General features: G+C 66.5%; 23 protein-coding genes. 12 read left to right on the forward strand and 11 right to left on the reverse strand.

Going from position 1 to position 23,874, the window contains the following annotated elements; translation table 11 throughout:
- Positions 1 to 34: 34 nt before the first annotated feature.
- Positions 35 to 1,849 carry a hybrid sensor histidine kinase/response regulator gene (locus CBM2588_RS14220; protein WP_115681039.1) on the reverse strand — a complete coding sequence of 605 codons (1,815 nt, stop codon included), beginning with the start codon at positions 1,847 to 1,849 and terminating at the stop codon, positions 35 to 37.
- 236 nt (positions 1,850 to 2,085) lie between these two features.
- Between CBM2588_RS14220 and CBM2588_RS14225 the strand changes: the two genes are divergently transcribed.
- The 5 genes from CBM2588_RS14225 (at position 2,086) to dut (ending at position 8,416) form a co-directional block, all read left to right on the forward strand.
- Positions 2,086 to 3,099, forward strand: coding sequence for a bifunctional riboflavin kinase/FAD synthetase (locus tag CBM2588_RS14225; protein ID WP_111519244.1), 1,014 nt, complete (start codon positions 2,086 to 2,088; stop codon positions 3,097 to 3,099).
- Between the two features lie 120 nt (positions 3,100 to 3,219).
- Positions 3,220 to 6,111 (forward strand): isoleucine--tRNA ligase, encoded by a 2,892-nt coding sequence (gene ileS / locus CBM2588_RS14230; protein ID WP_115681040.1) that lies wholly within the window; start codon positions 3,220 to 3,222, stop codon positions 6,109 to 6,111.
- Positions 6,111 to 6,638 (forward strand): signal peptidase II, encoded by a 528-nt coding sequence (lspA, locus tag CBM2588_RS14235; RefSeq protein ID WP_115681041.1) that lies wholly within the window; start codon positions 6,111 to 6,113, stop codon positions 6,636 to 6,638. The genes ileS and lspA overlap by 1 nt, the downstream gene beginning before the upstream one ends.
- A 47-nt stretch (positions 6,639 to 6,685) precedes the next feature.
- Complete coding sequence (coaBC, locus tag CBM2588_RS14240) at positions 6,686 to 7,888, forward strand: bifunctional phosphopantothenoylcysteine decarboxylase/phosphopantothenate--cysteine ligase CoaBC (RefSeq protein ID WP_115681042.1); 1,203 nt, start codon at positions 6,686 to 6,688, stop codon at positions 7,886 to 7,888.
- Between the two features lie 27 nt (positions 7,889 to 7,915).
- Positions 7,916 to 8,416 (forward strand): dUTP diphosphatase, encoded by a 501-nt coding sequence (dut, locus tag CBM2588_RS14245; protein WP_115681043.1) that lies wholly within the window; start codon positions 7,916 to 7,918, stop codon positions 8,414 to 8,416.
- Positions 8,417 to 8,472: 56 nt separating this feature from the next.
- On the opposite strand, the gene CBM2588_RS14250 is transcribed toward dut, so the two are convergent.
- The 4 genes from CBM2588_RS14250 to clpS all read right to left on the reverse strand — a co-directional run bounded on the left by CBM2588_RS14250 (position 8,473) and on the right by clpS (position 13,120).
- Positions 8,473 to 9,321, reverse strand: coding sequence for a VOC family protein (locus CBM2588_RS14250; RefSeq protein WP_115681495.1), 849 nt, complete (start codon positions 9,319 to 9,321; stop codon positions 8,473 to 8,475).
- A 44-nt stretch (positions 9,322 to 9,365) separates the two neighbouring features.
- Entirely contained in the window at positions 9,366 to 10,373 is a 1,008-nt protein-coding gene (locus CBM2588_RS14255) for a tripartite tricarboxylate transporter substrate binding protein (RefSeq protein WP_115681044.1), read from the reverse strand.
- Positions 10,374 to 10,502: 129 nt separating this feature from the next.
- Positions 10,503 to 12,797: an ATP-dependent Clp protease ATP-binding subunit ClpA gene (clpA, locus tag CBM2588_RS14260; RefSeq protein WP_018007976.1), complete on the reverse strand. Its 2,295-nt coding sequence runs from the start codon at positions 12,795 to 12,797 to the stop codon at positions 10,503 to 10,505.
- Entirely contained in the window at positions 12,794 to 13,120 is a 327-nt protein-coding gene (gene clpS / locus CBM2588_RS14265; RefSeq protein ID WP_010814998.1) for an ATP-dependent Clp protease adapter ClpS, read from the reverse strand. Before clpS ends, clpA begins: the two co-directional genes overlap by 4 nt.
- A gap of 510 nt (positions 13,121 to 13,630) precedes the next feature.
- Here clpS and CBM2588_RS14270 point away from each other — a divergent pair.
- On the forward strand, positions 13,631 to 13,837 hold the full coding sequence (locus CBM2588_RS14270) for a cold-shock protein (RefSeq protein ID WP_012353757.1): 207 nt from the start codon (positions 13,631 to 13,633) through the stop codon (positions 13,835 to 13,837).
- Positions 13,838 to 14,065: 228 nt separating this feature from the next.
- On the opposite strand, the gene CBM2588_RS14275 is transcribed toward CBM2588_RS14270, so the two are convergent.
- Both CBM2588_RS14275 and icd read right to left on the reverse strand, forming a co-directional pair.
- Complete coding sequence (locus CBM2588_RS14275) at positions 14,066 to 14,527, reverse strand: VOC family protein (protein ID WP_115681045.1); 462 nt, start codon at positions 14,525 to 14,527, stop codon at positions 14,066 to 14,068.
- Positions 14,528 to 14,672: 145 nt separating this feature from the next.
- Positions 14,673 to 15,923 carry an NADP-dependent isocitrate dehydrogenase gene (icd, locus tag CBM2588_RS14280; protein ID WP_012353759.1) on the reverse strand — a complete coding sequence of 417 codons (1,251 nt, stop codon included), beginning with the start codon at positions 15,921 to 15,923 and terminating at the stop codon, positions 14,673 to 14,675.
- Between the two features lie 264 nt (positions 15,924 to 16,187).
- Between icd and CBM2588_RS14285 the strand changes: the two genes are divergently transcribed.
- The 3 genes from CBM2588_RS14285 (at position 16,188) to CBM2588_RS14295 (ending at position 17,785) form a co-directional block, all read left to right on the forward strand.
- Complete coding sequence (locus tag CBM2588_RS14285; RefSeq protein WP_115681046.1) at positions 16,188 to 16,850, forward strand: pseudouridine synthase; 663 nt, start codon at positions 16,188 to 16,190, stop codon at positions 16,848 to 16,850.
- A gap of 107 nt (positions 16,851 to 16,957) precedes the next feature.
- The gene (locus tag CBM2588_RS14290) at positions 16,958 to 17,158 is read left to right on the forward strand and encodes a hypothetical protein (RefSeq protein ID WP_115681047.1); all 201 of its coding nucleotides are present in this window, start codon (positions 16,958 to 16,960) and stop codon (positions 17,156 to 17,158) included.
- A 174-nt stretch (positions 17,159 to 17,332) separates the two neighbouring features.
- On the forward strand, positions 17,333 to 17,785 hold the full coding sequence (locus CBM2588_RS14295; RefSeq protein WP_115681048.1) for a DUF192 domain-containing protein: 453 nt from the start codon (positions 17,333 to 17,335) through the stop codon (positions 17,783 to 17,785).
- Between the two features lie 47 nt (positions 17,786 to 17,832).
- Here CBM2588_RS14295 and CBM2588_RS14300 read toward each other — a convergent pair whose 3' ends face one another.
- A complete protein-coding gene (locus CBM2588_RS14300) occupies positions 17,833 to 18,318 on the reverse strand; it encodes a YajQ family cyclic di-GMP-binding protein (protein ID WP_025583902.1) in 486 nt (161 codons plus the stop codon).
- A 123-nt stretch (positions 18,319 to 18,441) separates the two neighbouring features.
- Between CBM2588_RS14300 and murB the strand changes: the two genes are divergently transcribed.
- Entirely contained in the window at positions 18,442 to 19,461 is a 1,020-nt protein-coding gene (gene murB, locus CBM2588_RS14305; protein ID WP_115681049.1) for a UDP-N-acetylmuramate dehydrogenase, read from the forward strand.
- Between the two features lie 34 nt (positions 19,462 to 19,495).
- Here murB and CBM2588_RS14310 read toward each other — a convergent pair whose 3' ends face one another.
- Entirely contained in the window at positions 19,496 to 19,807 is a 312-nt protein-coding gene (locus tag CBM2588_RS14310; RefSeq protein ID WP_115681050.1) for a pyrimidine/purine nucleoside phosphorylase, read from the reverse strand.
- A gap of 80 nt (positions 19,808 to 19,887) precedes the next feature.
- The gene (gene argF / locus CBM2588_RS14315) at positions 19,888 to 20,811 is read right to left on the reverse strand and encodes an ornithine carbamoyltransferase (RefSeq protein ID WP_115681051.1); all 924 of its coding nucleotides are present in this window, start codon (positions 20,809 to 20,811) and stop codon (positions 19,888 to 19,890) included.
- 442 nt (positions 20,812 to 21,253) lie between these two features.
- Here argF and CBM2588_RS14320 point away from each other — a divergent pair, with 442 nt between their 5' ends.
- Entirely contained in the window at positions 21,254 to 21,553 is a 300-nt protein-coding gene (locus tag CBM2588_RS14320) for a DUF3579 domain-containing protein (RefSeq protein ID WP_012353767.1), read from the forward strand.
- A gap of 119 nt (positions 21,554 to 21,672) precedes the next feature.
- Here the strand turns inward: CBM2588_RS14320 and rpsT are convergent, their stop codons facing one another.
- Positions 21,673 to 21,939 (reverse strand): 30S ribosomal protein S20, encoded by a 267-nt coding sequence (rpsT, locus tag CBM2588_RS14325; protein WP_022536489.1) that lies wholly within the window; start codon positions 21,937 to 21,939, stop codon positions 21,673 to 21,675.
- Positions 21,940 to 22,259: 320 nt separating this feature from the next.
- Between rpsT and murJ the strand changes: the two genes are divergently transcribed.
- Complete coding sequence (murJ, locus tag CBM2588_RS14330) at positions 22,260 to 23,810, forward strand: murein biosynthesis integral membrane protein MurJ (protein ID WP_115681052.1); 1,551 nt, start codon at positions 22,260 to 22,262, stop codon at positions 23,808 to 23,810.
- The last annotated feature ends 64 nt before the right edge of the window (positions 23,811 to 23,874 follow it).

Below are 23,874 nucleotides of genomic sequence, written 5' to 3' on the forward strand. Positions count from 1 at the left end.
CCGTTACCGTTCACCCGGTGCGCCGGCGCTTGCGCTAGGCGGGCCGCAGCCAGCGTCGCAGCAGCATCCGCAGCGAGGCCGGGTCCACCGGCTTGGGCAGCACGAAATAGCCTGCCTCCTCCGCCGCCGCCAGCGCGGCCGACTTCAGGTCCCCGGTCAGCAATGCGCTGCGCGCCTGCGGCTGCGTGTTCTGCCAGCGCTCGAGCAGGTCCAGCCCGTTCTCGCTGCCGGGCAGGCGCAGGTCGCAGAAGATAATGTCCGGGCGCAGGCCCTGTGCGAACAGCTTGTCGGCCTCGGCACCGTGCGCGGCGCAGGCCACGCGGATGCCCCACGCCTCCATCAGCGCGATCCAGGCCTTGCGGATCTGGCTGTCGTCGTCGACCACCAGCACCGTGCCCTGCAGGCGATCGGGCTTGGCCTCCTCGGCCTGCGCCATGGCGCGCATCTCGCGCACGCTGGCCACGGTCTCGGCCGGCACCGGCGCCAGCGCGAACCAGAACACCGAGCCCTTGCCCGGCACCGAGCGCACGCCATAGGTGCCGCGCATCAGCCGCACGCATTCCTTGAAGATCGCCAGCCCCAGGCCCAGGCCCTGCGACGGGTCCCGCTGCGGGTTGTGGACCTGGTAGTAGGGCGAGAAGATGTCCGGCAGGTGCTCGGGCGTGACGCCGGCACCGGTGTCCCAAACCTCGAGCCGCACGTTCTTGCGGCGCTGGCGCGCGGTCACCAGCACGCCGCCGCGCTGGGTATAGCGCAGCGCGTTCTGCACCAGGTTGAACAAGGCCCGGCGCAGCAGCACGGGCTCGGCCATGGCGTACAGCTCGTCGGGCACGCGCGGGGTCAGGGTCAGCCCGCTTTCGCGCGCGTCGGCGGCAAACTGGCTCATCACGTCGCGGATCAGCGCGCCCAGCTCGCACGGCTCCAGCGTCGGCAGGACCTTGCGCCCTTCCAGCTTGGACAGGTCCAGCAGCGAGCGGAACAACAGGTCGATGGTCTGGGTGCCAGCCGCCACCTGCTCCACCAGCGGATGCAACGCGCTCGACTGGTTGCGCGCGCGCAGCGCCTCGACCAGCATCACCAGCGCATGCACCGGCTGGCGCAGGTCATGGCTGGCGGCCGCCAGGAAGCGCGACTTTTCTTCGCTGGCATGCAGCGCCCGCTCCTTCTCGTCCTGGAACTGCTTGGCCAGGCGCCGGCTGTCGCCCTCCAACTGGATCGCGCGCACCAGCGTGACCTGCAGGTTGAAGGCGTGGCGCGACAGCATCAACGCGTAGATTGCCAGCAGGCCCTGCACATAGACGCCGTGGCCAGGGAAGGCGAATTCCGCCATCAGCAGGTTCGGTACCAGGATCGGCACGCCGGCGTAGACCAGGTTCGACGGCACGGGCGCCTGCGACACCGCGCCGCCGGCAAGCACGCCGAGGGTCAGCAGGTACAGCACGCTGGAGAACACCGGCGAGGCTGTATACAAATGCAGCAGCGCCGAGCTGCCCCAGGTCACGCCGGTCAGGAAAGCGACCGCGCGCATGTTGTTCCACCATTTCTGCGTGTGCGCGGAGCGGCTCATCAGGGCGTGGTCACGCTGGTAGCCAATGTAGAACCACAGCCCGCCGGCCGTCAGCAGCAGCATCACCGCGCACCAGCCCAGCAGCGCGGCGGGGCTGACGTCGTTCCAGAACCCGATGGTGGTCAGCGCGGGCAGCAGCACCGAGGCGACGATGGCGGTCGGCGCATTCTTGTGCACGATCGCCATCAGCTTGGCGCGCGTCTCGACGTCGAGCTGGGCGCTCGACTGAGGCAGGCTCCTGGGCAGGAGCCGGGAAAAGAACCGATAGGTCAGCGCTTTCAACTGGGAATCGGGGAATGAGCGAAGATCGGGCATACCGCGCTGGATGCCCGTAGCGATCCCGTAGTGAGCCAAAGTGGCGCCTATCATGCCGCCTTTTGCGGCATCGCGCCATGGCGGGAGGGCCGGTTGCGGCACAAAAGCCGCAGCGCGGCGACCGGCCGGGGGCGGCGGCAGCGGCAAGCCGACCCATTCGCCTTATAATGCTCGCTTTACCTGAATCGTTTCCCGCCGTCCCCGTGAAAGTCTTCCGCGGCCTGCCCAACGCCGAGAGCCGGGCGCCCTGCGCGCTCACCATCGGCAATTTCGACGGTGTGCATCGCGGCCACCAGTCGCTGCTCGCGCGTGCGCGGGCGGCGGCGGATGCGCGCGGCCTGCCGCTGTGCGTGATGACCTTCGAGCCGCATCCGCGCGAGTTCTTTACACCGGACAAGGCCCCCACCCGGATCGCGCTGCTGCGCGACAAGCTGGAAAGCCTGCGCCGCAACGGCGTCGACCGCGTGGTGGTGGAACACTTCAACGCCCACTTTGCCGGCCAGTCGCCGCAGGAATTCGTCGAGAACGTGCTCTGGCATGGCCTGCATACCCGCTGGCTGCTGGTCGGCGACGATTTCCGCTTCGGCGCCAAACGCGCCGGCGACTTTGCCTACCTGCAGGAGGCCGGGCGCCGCTACGGCTTCGATGTCGAGCAGATGGGCTCGGTGTCCGAGGGCGGCATCCGCATCTCCAGCTCGGCGGTGCGCCAGGCGCTGGCCGATGGCGACCTGGAACACGCGCGGCGCCTGCTCGGCCATGGCTACGCCATCAGCGGCCACGTGATCCACGGCCGCAAGCTGGGCCGCGACCTGGGCTTCCCGACGCTGAACCTGCGCATCTCGCACAAGCGGCCCGCGGTCAGCGGCATCTTCGTGGTGCAGGTGCACGGCATCGCCGACCATCCGCTGCCCGGCGTGGCCAGCATCGGCGTGCGCCCCACCATCGAGGACGCCGGCCGGGTCCTGCTGGAAGTCCACCTGTTCGATTTCAATGAAAGCCTGTACGGCAAGCTGGTGCGGGTCGAATTCATGAAGAAGCTGCGCGACGAGGCGCGCTTCGACTCCCTGGATGAGCTCACCGCCGCGATCGCCAAGGACAGCGCCGATGCGCGCGCCTTCTTCGGCCTGACGGCGCCGGGCGCCGCAGCGGCAGCGGTGGCGGCGGACGGCAGCGGCGGCCGCGATTTCGCCACCTCGGCCACCGACCGAATTAGGTAGCGGCCGGCGCCCCGCGCCCCGCTGCGCGGGCCCGGTTCGCACGCCGCCTGCCCCAGTCTTCACGCGCGCCCGCCGGCCCAGCGCCGGCCGCGCGCCAACCGAATTGCCCTGAGAATCGAAATGTCTGACGACAAACGCGCCAAGCCCGAGAAGAACAAGTATCCCGTCAACCTGCTCGACACGCCCTTCCCGATGCGTGGCGACCTGCCCAAGCGCGAGCCGCAATGGGTCAAGCAGTGGCAGGACAAGCAGCTCTACAAGAAGATTCGCGCGGCGCGCAAGGGCGCGAAGAAGTTCGTGCTGCACGACGGCCCGCCGTATGCCAACGGCGACATCCATATCGGCCACGCCGTCAACAAGGTGCTCAAGGACATGATCATCAAGGCGCGCGGGCTGACCGGCCTCGACGCCGTCTACGTGCCGGGCTGGGATTGCCACGGCATGCCGATCGAGATCCAGATCGAGAAGAAGTTCGGCAAGGGCCTGCCGGTGCAGGAAGTCCAGGCCAAGGCGCGCGCCTACGCCACCGAGCAGATCAAGCGCCAGATGGCGGACTTCGAGCGTCTGGGCGTGCTGGGCGACTGGGATCACCCCTACCTGACCATGAACTACAGCAATGAGGCGGACGAACTGCGCGCGCTCGGCAAGATCATGGAAAAGGGCTATGTGTTCCGCGGCCTGAAGCCGGTGAACTGGTGCTTCGACTGCGGCTCGGCGCTGGCCGAGGCCGAAGTCGAATACAAGGACAAGGTCGACCTGTCGATCGACGTGGGCTTCCCGTTCGCCGAGACCGACAAGCTGGCGCACGCGTTCAAGGTGCCGGTCGAGCAGATCGACGCCAGGCCGGGCTGGATCGTGATCTGGACCACCACGCCCTGGACCATCCCGAGCAACCAGGCGCTGAACGTGCACCCGGAGGTGGAATACGCGCTGGTCGACACCCCGCGCGGCCACCTGATCCTGGCCACCGAGCGGGTCGAGGAGCAGCTGAAGGTCTACGCCCTGGAAGGCAAGGTCGTCGCCACGGCCACCGGCGCCGCGCTGTCGGAAATCCGCTTCCACCACCCGCTGGCCAGGATGGACGCCGGCTATGACCGCCTGTCGCCGGTCTACCTGGGCGACTACGTCACCACCGATACCGGCTCGGGCATCGTGCACTCGGCCCCTGCCTATGGCGTGGAAGACTTCCAGTCGTGCAAGGCGCACGGCATGCCCGACAGCGACATCATCAGCCCGGTGATGGGCAACGGCGTCTATGCCGGCACGCTGCCGCTGTTCGGCGGCTTGTCGATCTGGGATGCCAACCCCAAGATCGTCGATGCGCTGCAGGAATCGGGCAACCTGTTCAACTCGCACAAGTACACCCACAGCTACATGCACTGCTGGCGACACAAGACGCCGATCATCTACCGCGCCACCTCGCAGTGGTTCGCGGGCATGGACGTGGACCCGGCCGAGGAAAACGGCAAGCCCGTGCCGACGCTGCGCGAGACCGCGCTGGCCGGCATCGAGGCGACCGAGTTCTATCCGTCGTGGGGCAAGCAGCGACTGCACAACATGATCGCCCACCGCCCGGACTGGACCCTGTCGCGCCAGCGCCAATGGGGCGTGCCGATGGCGTTCTTCGTGCACAAGGAAACCGGCGCGCTGCATCCGCGCACGCCCGAACTGCTGGAACAGATCGCCAAGCGCGTCGAGCATCACGGCATCGAAGCCTGGCAGACGCTGGACCCGGCCGAGCTGCTGGGCGACGAGGCCAGCCAGTATGAGAAGAACCGCGACACGCTCGACGTCTGGTTCGATTCCGGCACCACGCACTGGACCGTGATCCGCGGCTCGCACCGCGACGACCTGTACGACCCGGCCGCCGACGAGGCCGACGGGCGCCTGGCCGACCTGTACCTGGAAGGCTCGGACCAGCATCGCGGCTGGTTCCACTCGTCGCTGCTGACCGCCTCGATGCTGTATGGCAAGCCGCCCTACAAGGCGCTGCTGACGCACGGCTTCACCGTCGACGGCGAAGGCCGCAAGATGTCCAAGTCGATCGGCAATACCGTGTCGCCGCAGGACATCTCGAACAAGATGGGCGCGGAAATCATCCGCCTGTGGGTGGCCTCGACCGATTATTCCGGCGAGCTGTCGATCTCGGACGAGATCCTCAAGCGCGTGGTGGAAGGCTATCGCCGCATCCGCAATACGCTGCGTTTCCTGCTGTCGAACCTGTCCGACTACGACCACGGCAAGCACGCGCTGCCGGCCGCCGAATGGCTGGAGATCGACCGCTACGCCGTGGCGCTGACCGCGCAGCTGCAGAAGGAAGTGCTGTCGCACTACGAGGCCTACGAATTCCACCCGGTGGTGGCCAAGCTGCAGACCTTCTGCTCCGAGGACCTCGGCGGCTTCTACCTCGACGTGCTGAAGGACCGCCTGTACACCACCGCGCCGGACTCGAAGGCGCGCCGCGCCGCGCAGAACGCGCTGTACCACATCACCCAGGCAATGCTGCACTGGATGGCGCCGTTCCTGTCGTTCACCGCCGAGGAAGCATGGCAGGTGTTCGCCCATGGTACCGCGCACACCGACACCATCTTCACCAGCACTTATTACGCCGTGCCGGAAGTCGACGATGCCGACGACCTGCTGCAGAAATGGCATACGCTGCGCGAAGTGCGCGCGGAGGTCACCCGGCAGCTGGAAGCGGTGCGCGTGGAAGGCGAGATCGGTTCGTCGCTGCAGGCCGAGCTGACCATCCAGGCCGGCGGTCCGGTGCTGGCGGCGCTGCAGAGCCTCGGCGACGACCTGCGCTTCGTGCTGCTGACCTCGTCGGCCAAGGTCGCGCCCGCGCCCGAGGCTGGCGACCTGCTGGTGACGGTGACGCCGTCGGCGCATGCCAAGTGCGAGCGCTGCTGGCACTACCGCGCCGACGTCGGCCACAACCCCGACCACCCCACCCTCTGCGGCCGCTGCGACAGCAACCTGTTCGGCGCCGGCGAACACAGGAGCCACGCCTGATGGCATCGACCACGTCCCGTTCGGCGCGCCCGGCGCGCCGCAACAAGGCTGCCGGCAGCACCACCCCGCTGCTGTGGATGGCCTTTGCGCTGCTGGTGGTGCTGCTCGACCAGTTCTTCAAGATCGTGATCGTGCGCAGCTTCAGCTACGGCGAGTCGCGCCCGGTGACTGGCTTCTTTAACCTGGTGCTGGTCTACAACAAGGGCGCGGCATTCAGCTTCCTGGCCGACGCCGGCGGCTGGCAGCGCTGGTTCTTCACCGGCCTGGGCGTGGTGGTCGGCGCGTTCATCGTCTGGCTGCTGTATCGCCATACCGGCCAGCGGCTGTTCTGCTTCGCGGTGTCGCTGATCCTGGGCGGCGCGGTCGGCAACGTGATCGACCGCGTGGCCTACGGTCATGTGATCGATTTCCTGGACTTCTACGTGGGCAGGTATCACTGGCCGGCCTTCAACGTCGCTGACTGTGCGATCACGGTGGGCGCGGTGCTGCTGATCGTCGATGAGCTGCGGCGGGTGCGCAAGCACTGAGCGGCGCCGCTAACATTCCCCTTCCCTGCCCAGCCAGGTTCCACACCATGGATTTGCGCGGCAAGCACATCGTTCTCGGCCTGACCGGCGGCATCGCCTGCTACAAGTCGGCCGAACTGGTCCGGCTCCTGACCAAGGCCGGCGCCACCGTGCAGGTGGCCATGACCGAGGCGGCGACGCATTTCATCACCCCGGTGACGATGCAGGCGCTGTCGGGCCGGCCGGTCTTCCTGTCGCAATGGGATGCGCGCATCGAGAACAATATGGCGCATATCGACCTCTCGCGCGAGGCCGACGCCATTGTCATCGCCCCTGCATCCACCGACTTCATGGCGCGGCTGGCCAACGGCCTGTGCGACGACCTGCTGAGCACGCTGTGCATCGCGCGCGACTGCCCGCTGCTGGTGGCGCCGGCGATGAACCGTCAGATGTGGGCCGCCCCCGCCACCCAGCGCAACGCCGCCCAACTGCGCGCCGACGGCGTGGTGATCCTGGGCCCGGGCAGCGGCGACCAGGCCTGCGGCGAAGTCGGCGACGGCCGCATGCTGGAGCCCGAGGAACTGCTCGACGACATCATCGCCTTCTTCCAGCCCAAGCCGCTGCAAGGCAAGCGCATGCTGATCACCGCCGGCCCGACCTTCGAGGCGATCGACCCGGTGCGCGGCATCACCAATCTGTCGTCCGGCAAGATGGGCTTCTCGATCGCGCGCGCGGCGCGCGAGGCCGGCGCCGAAGTGCTGCTGGTGGCCGGCCCCACCGGCCTGCCGACGCCGCGCGGCGTGATGCGCACCGACGTGCGCAGCGCGCAGCAGATGCATGACGCGGTGATGGCGCAGCTGCCCGGCGTCGATGTCTTTGTCGCGGTGGCCGCGGTGGCGGACTGGCGCCCCGCCGAGGTCGCGCAGCAGAAGCTGAAGAAGGCCAGCGCTACCGATACGCCCACGCTGCAGTTCGTGCAGAACCCCGACATCCTGGCCGCGGTCGCGGCCCGCGCCGATGCGCCGTACTGCGTCGGCTTTGCCGCCGAAAGCGAGAACCTGGAGCAGTACGGCGAGCAGAAGCGCCAGCGCAAGGGCGTACCGCTGCTGGTGGGCAATATCGGCCACCACACCTTCGGCCTGGACGACAACGAGATCGTGCTGTTCGACGCCGCCGGCATGACGCGGCTGCCGCGCGCCGACAAGCTGTCGCTGGCACGCCAGCTGGTCGCGGCCATCGGCCAGCGCCTGCCCGGTCGCGCGCGGCCCTGACTTTGCAACGTATTCCCGAGATTGTTTATGACCCAGCCTCTGAACCCGACCGTCGAAATCAAGGTGCTCGATGCGCGCCTGAACGAATGGGGCCTGCCCGCCTACCAGAGCGAGATGGCCGCCGCCATCGACCTGCACGCCTGCGTCGACGCGCCCGTGGCGATCGCGCCGGGCACGCCCGCCCAGCTGGTGCCGGCCGGCATCGCCGTGCACATGGGCAATCCGTACATGGCCGCGACCATCGTGCCGCGCTCGGGGCTGGGCCACAAGAAGGGGCTGGTGCTGGGCAATTCGATCGGCGTGATCGATGCCGACTACCAGGGCCAGATCATGGTCAGCGTGTGGAACCGCAACGCGCCGGGCACCGAGCCGATCCTGATCCAGCCGGGCGAGCGCATTGCGCAGATGATGTTCGTGCCGGTGCTGCGGCCGGTGTTCTCGACGGTCGAAGAGTTCAGCCAGGACAGCGAACGCGGTGCGGGCGGCTTTGGCTCGACCGGCGTGCATCACGCCAAGGCCGGCGCCTGACCAGTTGTCGGCCTCGGCATGCAGTACTGGCGCCCCGCGGGGCGCCAGTTTGCACTTCAGCCCCGCTGCTCGAACAGCAAGGCCACGCCGCTGGCAACATCGGCCGGCACCAGGGTTTCGCGCGGGCCCAGGTCGTGGGTCGGCACGCCCTGCTCGCGCCAGCCGGCGCGGGCCGCCGCAAGGTCGTTGGTGCGCAAGCGGATCGCGGCATAGCCGGGCCCGTCGCGACGGATATGCGCGCTGCCGGTGGCCGATGCCAGCGCCTGCGGCGTGCTTAGTACCAGCGTGGCATTGTCGACCGCCAGGCTGCTGACATGTTCGCTCAGCTGCGTCAGCTCGCCGCCGGTCAGCTCGGCATAGGCGCGCGCGGCGGCGTCCACCAGCGCCGGGGCCACCACCAGGAACATGGTCGCGATGCTGTGCGCGCCGTTGGCATGGCGCATCCATTCGGGCCGCCACAGCAGCTCGGGCGTGCGATGCTCGCAGACGAAATAGCGCGCACCCGGGGCGTCGTCGAGCGCGGTCACGCGGAAGGTGGCCGGATGCTCGCTGCCATCGTCCAGCCGCACCGGACGCGAGAATTCGATCGGTTCCGAGGTGTGCCAGCCGTCCCCGCGCAGCCGCGCCGCGGTGGCGAAGGCATCGGCGCTCTTGCACGACATCGCCGCACAGCCACCGCCGCGTTGCTGGGCGTCCCAGTAATACTGCCGGCTGGGGCTGGGCGCGGTCACGTGCAGCAGCTCGAGGTAGTCCCGCTGCAGCATGATGCAGTGGTTCTGCGAACCCAGCGTGTGGTAGCCGCGCGGCGTCAGCGTGAAGCCGAGCCGCTGCCAGGCCTGAGCGCCGGCATCGAGGTCTGGGCACACCACCACGGCGTGATCGAACATTTCTGCTTGCGTTGCCATCGGCATCCCCCCGGACGCGTGGCGCACGGTGGCGCCGGACTGGTTCATTCGAACTGGATATTGGCCTTGCGCGCCACCGCCTGCCACTTGTCATGCTCGCGGCGCACCAGCTGGCCCAGCTCGGACGGGCTGCCGCCGACGATTTCGAAGCCTTGCGCGCCCAGCGCCTCGACCACGCGCGGCTGGCGCAGCGATTCGACCAGCGCGCCGTGCAGGCGCGTCACCGTCGCCGCCGGCAGCTCGGCCGGACCGAATACACCGATCCACGAATACGCCTCGAAGCCCTTGAGGCCCTGCTCGGCCACCGTCGGCACCTGCGGCAACTGGCGCAGGTGGCTGGTGCCGGTCACGCCCAGCACCTTGATCGTTCGTGCGGCCACGTGCGCCTGCACCGCGGCGTAGCTGCTGAAGAAGATGTCGACCTCGTTGGACAGCACCGCCTGCACCGCCGGGCCACCACCCTTGTAGGGCACGTGCAGCATATGCACGCCGGCCTCGGTCGCCAGCGCCTCGGCCGCGAGCTGGTTCAGGCTGCCGATGCCCGACGACGCATAGCGCACGCCGTCATGCCTGGCCCTGGCCAGCGCCACCAGTTCGCGCACGTTCGACGCCGGCAGCGCCGGATTGGCTGCGATCACCAGCGGGAAGCGCACCAGCTGCGAGATCGGCGAGAAATCGCGGAAGGTGTCGTAGGGCAGCTGCTTGTAGGCAAACGGGTTGATCGCATGCGTGTCGAATGCCATCAGCAGCGTATTGCCGTCGGGACGGGCCCGTGCCACGGTGCTCGACGCGATCAGCCCGCCCGCGCCAGGCTTGTTGTCCACCACCACGGTCTGCCCCAGCGCTGCCTTCAGCCCGGGCTGCAGCTGGCGCGCGACGATATCGACGCTGCCTCCCGGCGGGAACGGCAGCACCAGTGCGATCGGACGATTACTGGCGGCGCCATCGGCAGCGCTGGCGGCGGTGGCATGGAGCATCGGGCCCGGCAAGGCGCCCAGCGGCAGGATCTTGAGCAGCAGGCGGCGGCGCCGCGTGCGTTCGGCAGAGGACATCGGGGTGTTCGGTTTCGGGGCGCTGGAGGCGTGGGGCGGCAGGGAAAAAGGAACGGGGCGGCCAGTCTGGCCGCCCCGCTATTTTGCCCGATGATCGACCCCGTTGCTGGCAACGCGGCCGAATATCGCTCAGGCTTCTGCGCGCTGTTCCTCGGGCGCCTCGGGCGGTTCGGGCTCGATCTCGGAGAAATCGAGCTTGATCTGGTCCTGTTCGTCCAGATCCACCACCACCTTGCCGCCGGAGACCAGGCGGCCGAACAGCAACTCGTCGGCCAGCGCCTTGCGGATCATGTCCTGGATCAGGCGTTGCATCGGACGCGCGCCCATCAGCGGGTCGAAGCCCTTGTGCGCGAGGAACTTGCGCAGCTTCTCGCTGAAGCTGGCTTCCACCTTCTTCTCGTGCAGCTGCTCTTCCAGCTGCATCAGGAACTTGTCGACCACGCGCAGGATGATTTCCTCATCGAGCGAGCGGAAGCTGATGGTGGCATCCAGCCGGTTGCGGAACTCCGGCGTGAACATGCGCTTGATGTCGGCCATCTCGTCGCCCTGCTCGCGCGAGCTGGTGAAGCCGATGGTGGCGCGGTTCATGGTCTCCGCTCCCGCATTGGTGGTCATGATGATGATCACGTTGCGGAAGTCGGCGCGCCGGCCGTTGTTGTCGGTCAGCGAACCATGGTCCATTACCTGCAGCAGGATATTGAAGATATCCGGATGCGCTTTCTCGATTTCGTCCAGCAGCAGCACGCAGTGCGGCTTCTTGGTCACGGCCTCGGTCAGCAGGCCGCCCTGGTCGAAGCCGACGTATCCCGGCGGCGCGCCGATCAGGCGGCTCACCGCATGGCGCTCCATGTATTCGGACATGTCGAAGCGCAGCAGCTCGATGCCCATGATGAAGGCCAGCTGCTTGGCGACCTCGGTCTTGCCCACGCCGGTGGGGCCCGAGAACAGGAACGAGCCGATCGGCTTGTCGGTCTTGCCCAGGCCCGCACGCGACATCTTGATCGCCGAGGCCAGCGCCTCGATCGCCGGATCCTGCCCGAACACCACCGACTTCAGGTCGCGCTCCAGCGTCTGCAGCTTGCTGCGGTCGTCCTGGTTCACGCTTTGCGGCGGGATGCGCGCGATGCGCGAAACGATGTCCTCGATCTCGCCCTTGCCGATGGTCTTCTTCTGCTTGGACTTCGGCAGGATGCGCTGCGCCGCGCCGGCCTCGTCGATCACGTCGATGGCCTTGTCCGGCAGGTGGCGGTCGGTGATGAAGCGCGCCGACAGCTCGGCCGCGGCAGTCAGCGCCGACGACGCGTACTTGACGCCATGGTGCTCCTCGAAGCGCGACTTCAGCCCGCGCAGGATCTGCACGGTCTGGTCCACCGACGGCTCTACCACGTCGATCTTCTGGAAGCGCCGCGACAGCGCCGCGTCCTTCTCGAAGATGCCGCGGTATTCGGTGAAGGTGGTCGCGCCGATGCACTTGAGCTGGCCCGACGACAGCGCCGGCTTGAGCAGGTTGCTCGCATCCAGCGTCCCGCCAGAAGCGGCGCCCGCGCCGATCAGCGTGTGGATCTCGTCGATGAACAGGATCGCGTTGGGATTGTCCTTGAGCGACTTGAGCACGCCCTTCAGGCGCTGCTCGAAATCGCCGCGGTACTTGGTGCCGGCCAGCAGTGCTCCCATGTCGAGCGAGTAGACCGTCGCCTTTTCCAGGATGTCCGGCACCTCGTTCTTGGTGATGCGCCACGCCAGGCCTTCCGCAATCGCGGTCTTGCCGACGCCGGCCTCGCCCACCAGCAGCGGGTTGTTCTTGCGCCGGCGGCACAGCACCTGGACCACGCGCTCGACTTCGCTCTCGCGGCCGATCAGCGGATCGATCTTGCCGGCCTTGGCCAGCGCGTTCAGGTTCTGGGTGTATTGCTCGAGCGGGCTTTCCTTGCCGTCGCCGCCCTCGCCCTCGCCGGCCGCCTCGCCGTGCTTGGCCGGCTCGGACTGGTCCTTGCGGATGCCGTGGCTGATGAAATTGACCACGTCCAGGCGCGTCACGCCCTGCTGCTGCAGGTAGTAGACCGCGTGCGAATCCTTCTCGCCGAAAATCGCGACCAGCACGTTGGCGCCGGTGACTTCCTTCTTGCCGTTGGAAGTGGACTGGACGTGCATGATGGCGCGCTGGATCACGCGCTGGAAACCCAGCGTGGGCTGGGTATCGACCTCGTCGGTACCCGGCACCACCGGCGTGTTGTCCGCGATGAAGTTCTTAAGGCTGGTGCGCAGGTCCTCGATATTGGCCGCGCAGGCGCGCAAGACTTCAGCTGCCGTGGGATTGTCGAGCAATGCCAGCAGCAGGTGCTCCACGGTAATGAACTCGTGGCGTGCCTGCCGGGCTTCGACAAAAGCCATATGCAGGCTCACTTCCAATTCTTGCGCAATCATGCTTCCTCCATCACGCACTGCAGGGGGTGCCCCGCCTGCCGCGCGTGCGTTGACACCAGCTCGACCTTAGTCGCCGCGATATCCCTGGTGTAGATACCACAGACGCCCTTTCCTTCCCGGTGCACGGTCAGCATGATCTGCGTCGCCGTTTCCCGGTCCCTGCTGAAATACTGCTGCAGGATCATCACGACAAACTCCATCGGAGTGTAGTCGTCGTTCAGCAGCACCACCTTGAACATGGCAGGCGGTTTCAGCGCCTGCTCTTTGCGCTCCAGGATGGTGCCCGCTTCGCGTTGTGGGACATTCGCAAGCCGTGTAGCCATGGCTTTATTCTAACCCTTACTCGCAACTCTGCAATTTGGGGAAAAGGCGGTGGATTCAAGAGTCCGGCCACCGGTTTTCCGTGGTGAATGGGAGCGGATGGTTCCGCGGAAGGCCTTGCAAGGCACGTCGCCGCACCGACCGAAAATCCGGGCCGGCGGCCGCCAATTCATGGCAACGGTAACACCAGGCGCCGTCCTGTTCCTGCCACACCCTTCTGGCAGTGGGGAATCCGCCAGCTTGACAGTCTCCGCCTTTGCCAGAAAAATCGGTCGCACACCCACCGAAGGCCAGCGAGCCAAAGCAACAGCCAAGGCGGGTGATCCGTGAGCAGGGAGGCCCACGGCCCGCGGCGGCGAGTCAGCAATCAGACTGGCCGCCTCGCGACAGCACCTCGCCGCGCGTCATCGCCGGCCGCATTTCAGCACGCGGCCAGCCATGGCGCCGCAGTCCGTGCCGTCTGGCTGGCAAGCTTCCCCGCTTGAAAATCTGCTATTTCGTTGGGGGAGTATATGGCAAGCGGTATCGTCAAATGGTTCAATGACGCCAAGGGATTCGGGTTCATCAAGCCGGACGAGGGCGAAGAAGAACTGTTTGCGCACTTTTCGGCTATCCAGATGGCGGGCTTCAAGACGCTGAAGGAAGGCCAGCGCGTCTCGTTCGAGGTGGTCCAGGGCCCTAAGGGCAAGCAGGCCACCAATATCCAGGACGCCAGCTAAAGCGCGCCGCGACCGCATCCCCGGCCGCAGAGCCACCGGAGCGGTCGACCAGGGTGTGGGGGGATTCCCCCGGGACGGGACCGATGCCAGCGCCCCGCTGGCCGCCAGGGGCGGCGCGGCGGGCACCGGCTCGCATCAGCGGCACGCACACCCCGTCGAAAGCCCGGCCTGGCGCCGGGCTTTCAGGTTTTTGGGCCGGCCTTACTTGCCCCGCCCGCTCGCGCCGGCTCAGGTCCAGCCTTCGATCTTCAGCCCGCTGGCCTGTTCGGCCTCCTCCTTGGTGACCTTGCGCACAGTCTGGCCGAAGGTCCAGACATGGCCCTCGGCATCGCGGGCGGTGTAGGTGCGGTCGCCATAGAACTCGTCCTGCGGCTCGCGCAGGATCACGGCGCCGGCGGCCCGGGCCCGCTCGCAATGCTGGTCGAGCCCGTCGGGCAGATGCACGTGCACGGTCTGGGTGTTCTTGCCCCCGACCGATGCCGGGCTGGCGGTAAAGTCGGCCCACTCGCTGCCCACCATCAGGTAGCTGTCGGCGAATCGCATTTCGGAATGCACCAGCTGCCCTTGCTGGTCGCGGATCACCATGACCCGCTCGAACCCGAATGCCCGCTCCAGCCAGTCCAGCGCCGCCAGCGGATCCTTGTAGAACAGGGCCGCGCCGAAGGCGGTGCGGCGGAAGGGATCGTCCATGCCAGTCTCCCCCGGGCCGGATGCCCGTCAGTCAGTCCTGACGTTCTAGCCAACGCAACGGCGAGCGGCAAGAAAAAACCCCGGTTCCGGGGATCCGGTACCGGGGTCTTGTTGACAGCTCGCCCGTCTTGGCGGGAGTCTGTGCTTACATATTGTCGATCATCACCTGACCAAAGCCCGAGCACGACACCTGCGTCGCGCCTTCCAGCAGCCGGGCGAAATCGTAAGTGACCTTCTTGGACAGGATCGACTTCTCCATCGACGCGATGATCAGGTCGGCGGCTTCGGTCCAGCCCATGTGGCGCAGCATCATTTCCGCCGACAGGATTTCCGAGCCCGGGTTGACGTAATCCTTGCCGGCGTACTTCGGCGCGGTGCCGTGGGTAGCTTCGAACATGGCCACCGAATCCGACATATTGGCGCCCGGCGCGATGCCGATGCCACCAACCTGCGCCGCCAGCGCGTCAGAGATGTAGTCGCCGTTCAGGTTCAGCGTGGCGATCACCGAGTATTCGGCCGGGCGCAGCAGGATCTGCTGCAGGAAGGCGTCGGCGATGGCGTCCTTGACGACGATGTCCTTGCCGGTCTTCGGGTTCTTGAACTTGCACCACGGGCCGCCGTCGACCAGTTCGGCGCCGAATTCCTTCTGTGCCAGCTCATAGCCCCAGTCGCGGAAGCCACCTTCGGTGAACTTCATGATGTTGCCCTTGTGCACCAGCGTCACCGACGGCTTGTCGTTGTCGATCGCGTACTGGATCGCCTTGCGCACCAGCCGCTCGGTGCCCTCGCGCGACACCGGCTTGACGCCGATGCCCGAGGTCGCCGGGAAGCGGATCTTCTTTACGCCCATCTCGTTCTGCAGGAAGGCGATCAGCTTCTTGGCCTGGTCGCTCTCGGCGGCCCATTCAATGCCGGCGTAAATGTCTTCCGAGTTCTCGCGGAAGATCACCATATCGGTCTTTTCCGGCTCGCGCACCGGCGAGGGCACGCCCTTGAAGTAGCGTACCGGGCGCAGGCAGACATAGAGGTCCAGCTGCTGGCGCAGCGCCACGTTGAGCGAGCGGATGCCGCCGCCGACCGGCGTGGTCAGCGGCCCCTTGATCGACACCACATATTCCTTCAGCACGTCCAGGGTTTCATCCGGCAGCCACACGTCCGGGCCGTAGACCTTGGTCGACTTCTCGCCGGCGTAGATCTCCATCCAGGCAATCTTGCGCTTGCCGCCGTAGGCCTTGGCCACGGCCGCGTCGACCACCTTGATCATCACCGGGGTGATATCGAGGCCCGTACCGTCGCCTTCGATATAAGGAATGATCGGGTTGTCCGGGACATTGAGCGAAAAGTCCTGGTTGACCGTGATCTTTTCGCCTGCCGGAACCTTGATGTGTTGGTACATGACGTCTCCAGTTACGGAACGGTTGTGACTGCCGCCGGTTCGTGGCCGGACGGCGAGATTCGGGGAGATGGCGCTGGCATTGTAGCGGGCCTGGATGCCACGCCCATACTGCCGTGCATCATGCCGGCGCCATGCCTGATCGGCTTCAGTCTTATATAAGACACAAGACTAATTTTATATTATGCAGCAATTTTTCATCATCCGCCAATCGGGCCGGACCCCGATCCGCGCCGGCCGCGCGCTGCTGCGGCATACTTGCGCCCCATGACCCTGATCGCCCTGAACAAGCCGTTTGGCACCATGAGCCAGTTCTCGGAACACCCGACCCGGCCCACCCTGGCGTCGTGCGTGTCGGTGCCGGGCGTCTATCCGGCCGGCCGGCTCGATGCCGACAGCGAGGGCTTGCTGCTGCTGACTGACGATGGCGCGCTGCAGGCGCGCATCGCCAACCCGCGCCACAAGCTCGAGAAGACCTATCTGGCGCAGGTCGAAGGCATTCCCGACGCGAACGCCCTCGCCCGCCTGCGCGCCGGGGTCGATCTTGGCGACTTCGTGACCCAACCAGCGACGGTGCGCGCCATCGAAGCCCCCGACTGGCTCTGGCCGCGCCATCCGCCGGTGCGCTTCCGCGCCGCCATCCCGACGGCGTGGCTGGAACTGAAGATCCGGGAAGGCAAGAACCGACAGGTACGGCGCATGACGGCGGCGGTGGGCTTCCCCACGCTGCGGCTGATCCGCGTGGGGATCGGCGCGCTCGACCTGCGCGCGCTCGGCCTCGCGCCCGGCCAAAGCTGCGAAGTGCCGCTCGCGGAGTCAGTCATTGCGCTGTCGACAACCACGGGACGGGCGGCGCCAGCCCCGCGCACTAATGTCTCAAAGACCAGACAGGCGAACGACACCAAGCGGCGCTTGCGTTACAAAAAATAACAGATCGACCGTCAACGCTGCCAACAGCGGCCTCGTTCTTGTCGGGGACACGTCCAACCACGCGTCACCACTTTCCCGACTGCTTTTATCCTTCGAGGTAATACGCCATGAAAAAACTGATCGCTGCACTGGTTGTCGGCCTGTTCGCCACCGGCGCCTTCGCCCAGGCCGCTGCGCCTGCCGAGCCGGCCACGCCCGCGGCCGCGGCCACCAAGGAAGCCCCGAAGAAGACCGCCAAGAAGAAGGCCACCCACAAGAAGCACAGCAAGAAGAAGGAAACCGCTGCTGCCGCAGCCCCGGCCGCGTAACCACGGCTGGCGCCACTGCCGGGCCGTGCGCCGGCATCAGAAAGAAAGGCAGGCCGCCACCAGGGCGCCTGCCTTTTTTGTTTGGGGCCGGTTGCACCGCGCGCGGCGTGCCACGCGTGCGACCTGCGTTATGCTTGCGGCTGCCCGACGCCGAGCCTTCCCGGACTGACCATCATGCCCCTGTTGTCGAAGACCCTGACCTCACGCTGCTGCTTGCTGCTTGCCACACTGGCGGCCGGCGTTGCCAACGCCCAAGGCGCGCTGCCGGTGGCGCCGCTGACCGCGGGCATGTATGCAATTCAGGCCGAAGTCGCCGCCACCCCCGCGGCCCGCGAGCAAGGCCTGATGTACCGGAAATCGATGGCGCCGAATTCCGGCATGCTGTTTGTGTTCGAGCAGAAGGCGGGCCACTGCTTCTGGATGCGCAATACCGAGCTGCCACTGTCGATTGCGTTCCTCGCCGACGACGGCACCATCGTCAATATCGAAGACATGGCGCCGCGCACCGAAAACAACCATTGCCCGAAGGCGGCCGTCCGCTATGCGCTGGAAATGAATCAGGGCTGGTTCGCGCAGAAGGGCATCAAGGCGGGCGCGAAGATCGGGGGATTGCCGCAGCCGCGCTGAGGGGCGGCTGCGCGCGGCGCCGGCACGGAAGCCGGCGCGGAGGCTGCTCAGTCGCGGAAGTTGTTGAAGTCCAGCGGTGCCTCGGACACATCCTTGCGCAGCATGGCGATCACGTTCTGCAGGTCGTCGCGCTTGGTGCCCGACACCCGCACCGTGTCGCCCTGGATGCTGGCCTGAACCTTGATCTTGCTGTCCTTGATCATGCGCACGATCTTCTTGGACAGGTCGCCGGTCACGCCCTTCTTGATGGTGATCACCTGCTTGACCTTGTCGCCGCTGATCTTCTCGGTCTTGCCGTAATCCAGGAAGCGCACGTCGACATTGCGCTTGGCCATCTTGCTGATCAGCACGTCCTTGACCTGGTCCAGCTTGAAATCATCGTCGGCAAAGGCGGTCAGTTCGTTGTCCTTGTGCTCGACCCGGGCGTCGGAGCCCTTGAAATCGAAGCGCGTCGAGATTTCCTTGTTTGCTTGCTCGACGGCGTTCTTCACCTCGACCATATTCGCTTCGCACACTACGTCAAACGACGGCATTGCATTCTCCTTGTGATCCGTATGCCCGGAAGCCAGCCGCGCACGGCGCCTTCCGTATAATCCAGCCTACCTCGCAGTTCCGGGTCGCGCACACCAGCGGCGGCCGCGTCACCTTTCCCTTGCATGGCAGATTTCCACGAATTCTATCCCCTGCGTCGCCACAATACATTCGGATTCGATGCGCGCGCCCGCTTTGCAGTGCCCGTGCGCAGCGAGGCCGACCTGGTCACGGCCCTGGCCGACCCGCGCGCCGAAGGCCTGCCACTGGTGGTGCTGGGTGGTGGCAGCAATGTCGTGCTGACCGGCGATCTCGACGCGCTGGTGCTGCTGATGGAAATCCCCGGCTACCAGGTCGAAGCCACCAGCGCGGGCGGCGAAGCGTGGCTGGTGACCGCCGGCGCGGGCGAGAACTGGAACGCGCTGGTCAACCGCACCGTCGCCGACGGCATGCCCGGGCTGGAAAACCTGGCGCTGATCCCGGGCACCGCCGGTGCAGCCCCGATCCAGAACATCGGCGCCTATGGCGTGGAACTGCGCGAGCGCTTTGCCGGCGTGCGTGCCTATGACCGGCAGGCCGGCACCTTCGTCTGGCTCGATCAGCAAGCCTGCGAGTTCGGCTACCGCGACAGCGTGTTCAAGCGTGCCGGCGCAGGGCGCTACATCATTACCGCGGTCACGCTGCGCCTGCCCAGGGCATGGCAACCGGTGCTGTCCTACGGCGAACTGGCGCGCGAACTGGACGGCCAGGCCGCGCCGGACGCAGCCGCCATCCGCGACGCCGTGGTCGCGATCCGCTCGCGCAAGCTGCCCGACCCCGCGCAGCTGGGCAATGCCGGCAGCTTCTTCAAGAATCCGCTGGTCAGCGCCGCGCAGCGCGATGCCTTGCTGCAGGCGCATCCGGATTTGGTCAGCTATGCGCAGCCGGATGGCACGTACAAGCTGGCCGCCGGCTGGCTGATCGACCGCTGCGGCTTCAAGGGCCTGAGCGACGGCCCGGTGGGCGTCTATGGCAAGCAGGCCCTGGTGCTGGTGCACCATGGCGGCGGCACCGGCGCGATGCTGCTGGCGCTGGCCAACCGCATCGCCGATACCGTGCAGGCGCGCTACGGCGTGCGCATCGAGCCCGAACCGGTGGTGCTGTAACGCCGCGGGCCACCCACGGCTGGCCCGCAGCCTGTCACTCGAAGTGACAGACGTAGTCCAGCGTCTCCTGCACTTCGATATCGAAGCTGCTGTTGCCCGGCACGCTGAACTGCTGGCCGGCGCCGTAGGTCTGCCAGTCTTCCGATCCGGCCAGGCGCACGCGGCAGCTGCCCGCGTTGATTTCCATGATTTCCGGCGCGCCGGTATTGAATGTCAGTGACGCCGGGAAAATCACGCCCAGCGTCTTGCGGGTGCCGTCCGGGAACAGCACGGTGTGGCTCACGCACTTGCCGTCGAAATACAGGTTGGCTTTCTTGACGACCGATACGTTGTCGAACTGGCTCACTTCCATCTCCTTGAGTGTCTTGCGAATGACGTAAAAAAGAGGGGCCGCAACGGCCCCTCTCCTGTTCACCCCGGGCGCGCTCAGTAGCGGCCGCAGAGCAGGTATTCCATCAGCGCCTTCTGCACGTGCAGGCGGTTCTCTGCCTCGTCCCAGACCACGCTCTTGGGGCCGTCGATCACGGCGGCCTCGACTTCCTCGCCGCGGTGCGCCGGCAGGCAATGCATGAACAGCGCGTCGGGCTCGGCGCGGTCCATCATCGCGGTGGTGACCATCCAGTCCTTGAAGGCGCGCTTGCGAGCATCGTTCTCGGCCTCGAAGCCCATGCTGGTCCACACGTCGGTGGTGACGAGGCTAGCGCCCTGGCAGGCCGCGAGCGGGTCGTCGAAGACCTTGACCAGCCCGGCAGCGGACGCCGGCACCATGGCCGGATCCAGCTGGTAACCCGGCGGCGCCGAGAAATGGAAGGTAAAGCCCAGGCGCTCGGCGGCCTGGATCCAGGTGTACGCCATGTTATTGGCATCGCCAATCCACGCCACCGTCTTGCCGCGAATGCTGCCGCGCTGCTCGATATAGGTGAAGACGTCCGCCAGCACCTGGCAGGGATGGTATTCGTTGGTCAGGCCGTTAATCACCGGCACGCGCGAATGCGCGGCAAAGCGGTCGATGATGTCCTGGCCGAAGGTGCGGATCATGATGATGTCGACCATGCGCGAGATCACCTGCGCCGCATCCTCGATCGGCTCGCCACGGCCCAGCTGCGAGTCGCGCGTGTTCAGGAACACCGCGTGGCCGCCGAGCTGGTGGATGCCGGCTTCGAACGACAGGCGCGTACGCGTGGAATTCTTTTCGAAGATCATGGCCAGCGTGCGGTCGTGCAGCGGGTGCCAGGTCTCGTAGTTCTTGAACTTGGCCTTCAGGATCCGCGCGCGGTCCAGCAGGTACTCGTACTCGTCGGGAGTGAAGTCGCTGAACTGGAGGTAATGCTTGATCGGGGTTGAGCTCATAAAACAAAGAAGGCGGCTCGGTGGGGACACGCCGTCACGAACTGTTCTTTCAAACTGTTCATGACCGAAGCGCGTCGCGGAGCCGCCTTTCGCGTCGCATACGCAATTTAACTGCAAGGATCATAAGGGATTATTTCTGCTTTGGCGAGCCCGTATCAACCCGGCCGCGGCCTGCCGCACGGTTGCGCTGACAGCTTCCTGACAGGATTTCGTCCTTATGCGCAACTCTTATATAAGATATAATACTGGCTGATTCACGCGGGGCCCGGCATACCCATGCCAGTGCCCGCCGCCGGCATCAAAAGTGCCCCTGCAGGACACCGACGCCCCGCCTTCCGGCTGGAACCAGCGCGAACCAATCGCGCCCCGGCCGCGTCAAACGGGCGCCCCGTCCAGCGGGCTTACCGTCGAGTCATCCGCCTCACCCGCAGTGTCCAGCCTCATGAACCCCAACGTTCGCGAATACTTTATCCAAGGCATTACCAAGGAAGGCAAGACCTTCCGCCCGAGCGACTGGGCTGAACGACTGTGCGGCGTGATGGCGCAGTTCCGCCCCGAGGGCGACAGCGGCGACCCGCGCCTGACGTACTCGCCGTACGTGCGGCCGATCTTTGCCGGCAACGTCAAATGCGTGGTGGTGGACGTGCGCCTGCGTGACATCGAACCCAAGGCGCTGGACTTCGTGCTGAATTTCGCCCGGGACAACAACCTGCAACTGGTGGAAGCCTGCTCGCTCGAGTAAGCCCGGCGGCGCGGCGCCGGAAAGCAAAAAAGCTCGTCGGATGACGAGCTTTTTTGTTGTTGGCGGCATGCCCGGGGGCACCCGCCTCTGCTGGGCCGCGACGGCGGCCCTGGCAGCTATCAGACAGCCATGGCCTTGATGGCGGCCGACAGGCGCGACTTGTGACGTGCAGCCTTGTTCTTGTGCACGATCTTCTTGTCGGCGATGCTGTCGATCACGGCTTGCGAGTTCTTGAAGATCTCGGCGGCAGCGGCCTTGTCGCCAGCGTCGATGGCCTTGCGGACGGCCTTGACGGCGGTGCGCAGACGCGAACGCAGGCTGGAGTTGTGAGCGTTCTGGGCAACGGCCTGGCGGGCGCGCTTGCGGGCTTGTGCGGAATTTGCCATGTAAAAAATATCCTGAATTCAGATGCGTGCCGCGGGGGACACAACAATTAAGTCATATCGAGCGACCCGGGATGCACTGACACACGAATCCGGAACGCAACTGTCCTTGTGAATCGGCAATTATACACAGATGCCGGAGCATGTGACAAGACCGCCGGGACTTTGCCGGCGCAGGCCGGGCCACGCGGCGTGATCCGTATAATAAGCGCCACATTGTGCCGGGCCACGTGGCGCGCCGGCAACTTTACTGCCCGGACCGCGTCTCAAAGAGCCCGCGGTGCCGCCGGCACCGGCCCACCCGTCCCGCACTCGTCCGCACCTTGAACCTGCTCAAAGCGCTCGCCACCATCAGCAGCCTGACGATGCTCTCGCGCGTCACCGGCCTGGTGCGCGAGATCCTGATCGCCCGCGCCTTCGGCGCGTCGGACATGACCGACGCGTTCAACGTGGCCTTCCGCATCCCCAACCTGCTGCGCCGCATCTTCGGCGAAGGCGCGTTTTCACAGGCCTTCGTGCCGATCCTGGGCGAATACCATACCAAGCGCGGCGATGCTCCGACCAAGGCCCTGATCGATGCCGTCGCCACCGTGATGACCTGGGTGCTGATGGCCGTGTCGCTGCTGGGCGTGATCGGCGCGCCGCTGGTGATGACGGTGGTCGCCACGGGTTTTCGCGGGCAGGCCGATACCTATACCGCGGCCGTGTTCATGACGCGGGTGATGTTCCCGTATATCGGGCTGATCTCGCTGGTGGCGCTGGCGTCGGGCATCCTCAATACCTGGCGCAAGTTCGCGGTGCCGGCCTTTACGCCGGTGCTGCTCAACCTGTCCCTGATCGTGGCGGCGCTGTTCGTCGGTCCCCACATGCAGCAGCCGATCTACGCGCAGGCCTGGGGCGTGCTGATCGGCGGCGTGCTGCAGCTGGCGATCCAGGTGCCGGCGCTGCGGCGCCTGGGGGTGATGCCGCGCATCCGCTTCAACCTGCGCGCGGCGTGGTCGGATCCGGGCGTGCGCCGCATCCTGCGCCAGATGGGGCCGGCGCTGCTGGCGGTGTCGGTGGCGCAGGTCAGCCAGATCATCAACACCAATATCGCCTCGCGGCTGGCGGCGGGCAGCGTCTCGTACCTGACCTATGCCGACCGCCTGATGGAATTCCCGACCGCGCTGCTGGGCGTGGCGCTGGGGACGATCCTGCTGCCCAGCCTGTCCAGGGCCAACGCCTCGGGCGACCACGCCGAGTATTCGAGCCTGCTCGACTGGGGCCTGCGCCTGACCTTCCTGCTGGCCGTGCCGTGCGCGGTCGGGCTGTTCGTGTTCGGCGCGCCGCTGACCGCGGTGCTGTTCAACTACGGCAAGTTCGACGCCCATGCGGTCGAGATGACGCGCCAGGCGCTGGTCTCTTACGGCGTGGGCCTGATGGGGCTGATTTCGATCAAGATCCTCGCGCCGGGCTTCTATGCGCGGCAGGATATCCGCACGCCGGTCAAGATCGCGCTGCTGGTGCTGGTGATCACGCAGGCCTGCAACGTGGCCTTCGTGCCCTGGATCGGCCATGCCGGGCTGGCGCTGTCGATCAGCGCCGGGGCCACGCTCAACGCGCTGCTGCTGTTCTACGGCCTGCGCCGGCGCGGCCTGTACCGGCCGGCGCCGGGCTGGTGGCTGTTCCTCGCGCAGCTGAGCGCTTCGGTGCTGCTGCTGTCGGGCATGCTGCTCTGGTTCGCGCGCAACTTCGACTGGATCGGCCTGGGGGCGACGCCGCTGCTGCGGATCGCGCTGCTGGCTTCGTGCCTGGTACTTGCAGCGGTGGTCTACTTCGGTACACTGTGGCTCATGGGACTGCGCTACTCTGCCTTCAGGCGCCGGGCCGGCTGATGGGTCAGCGGCAACTGCCATTGCCGGCTGAGCGCCTGGCATTGGTGACCCACGCTGCGCGCGG

This window comes from Cupriavidus taiwanensis (assembly GCF_900250075.1).
Classification (GTDB): domain Bacteria; phylum Pseudomonadota; class Gammaproteobacteria; order Burkholderiales; family Burkholderiaceae; genus Cupriavidus; species Cupriavidus taiwanensis_C.

Coding starts and splice junctions, on each gene's coding strand:
- CBM2588_RS14290 (WP_115681047.1), top strand. CDS start 16,958: ATGAAAAAACTGATCGCTGCACTGGTTGTCGGCCTGTTCGCCACCGGC.
- CBM2588_RS14275 (WP_115681045.1), bottom strand. CDS start 14,527: ATGGACGATCCCTTCCGCCGCACCGCCTTCGGCGCGGCCCTGTTCTAC.
- rpsT (WP_022536489.1), bottom strand. CDS start 21,939: ATGGCAAATTCCGCACAAGCCCGCAAGCGCGCCCGCCAGGCCGTTGCC.
- ileS (WP_115681040.1), top strand. CDS start 3,220: ATGTCTGACGACAAACGCGCCAAGCCCGAGAAGAACAAGTATCCCGTC.
- clpS (WP_010814998.1), bottom strand. CDS start 13,120: ATGGCTACACGGCTTGCGAATGTCCCACAACGCGAAGCGGGCACCATC.
- lspA (WP_115681041.1), top strand. CDS start 6,111: ATGGCATCGACCACGTCCCGTTCGGCGCGCCCGGCGCGCCGCAACAAG.
- CBM2588_RS14285 (WP_115681046.1), top strand. CDS start 16,188: ATGACCCTGATCGCCCTGAACAAGCCGTTTGGCACCATGAGCCAGTTC.
- clpA (WP_018007976.1), bottom strand. CDS start 12,797: ATGATTGCGCAAGAATTGGAAGTGAGCCTGCATATGGCTTTTGTCGAA.
- murB (WP_115681049.1), top strand. CDS start 18,442: ATGGCAGATTTCCACGAATTCTATCCCCTGCGTCGCCACAATACATTC.
- coaBC (WP_115681042.1), top strand. CDS start 6,686: ATGGATTTGCGCGGCAAGCACATCGTTCTCGGCCTGACCGGCGGCATC.
- CBM2588_RS14300 (WP_025583902.1), bottom strand. CDS start 18,318: ATGCCGTCGTTTGACGTAGTGTGCGAAGCGAATATGGTCGAGGTGAAG.
- CBM2588_RS14295 (WP_115681048.1), top strand. CDS start 17,333: ATGCCCCTGTTGTCGAAGACCCTGACCTCACGCTGCTGCTTGCTGCTT.
- CBM2588_RS14250 (WP_115681495.1), bottom strand. CDS start 9,321: ATGGCAACGCAAGCAGAAATGTTCGATCACGCCGTGGTGGTGTGCCCA.
- CBM2588_RS14320 (WP_012353767.1), top strand. CDS start 21,254: ATGAACCCCAACGTTCGCGAATACTTTATCCAAGGCATTACCAAGGAA.
- dut (WP_115681043.1), top strand. CDS start 7,916: ATGACCCAGCCTCTGAACCCGACCGTCGAAATCAAGGTGCTCGATGCG.
- argF (WP_115681051.1), bottom strand. CDS start 20,811: ATGAGCTCAACCCCGATCAAGCATTACCTCCAGTTCAGCGACTTCACT.
- CBM2588_RS14255 (WP_115681044.1), bottom strand. CDS start 10,373: ATGTCCTCTGCCGAACGCACGCGGCGCCGCCGCCTGCTGCTCAAGATC.
- CBM2588_RS14270 (WP_012353757.1), top strand. CDS start 13,631: ATGGCAAGCGGTATCGTCAAATGGTTCAATGACGCCAAGGGATTCGGG.
- icd (WP_012353759.1), bottom strand. CDS start 15,923: ATGTACCAACACATCAAGGTTCCGGCAGGCGAAAAGATCACGGTCAAC.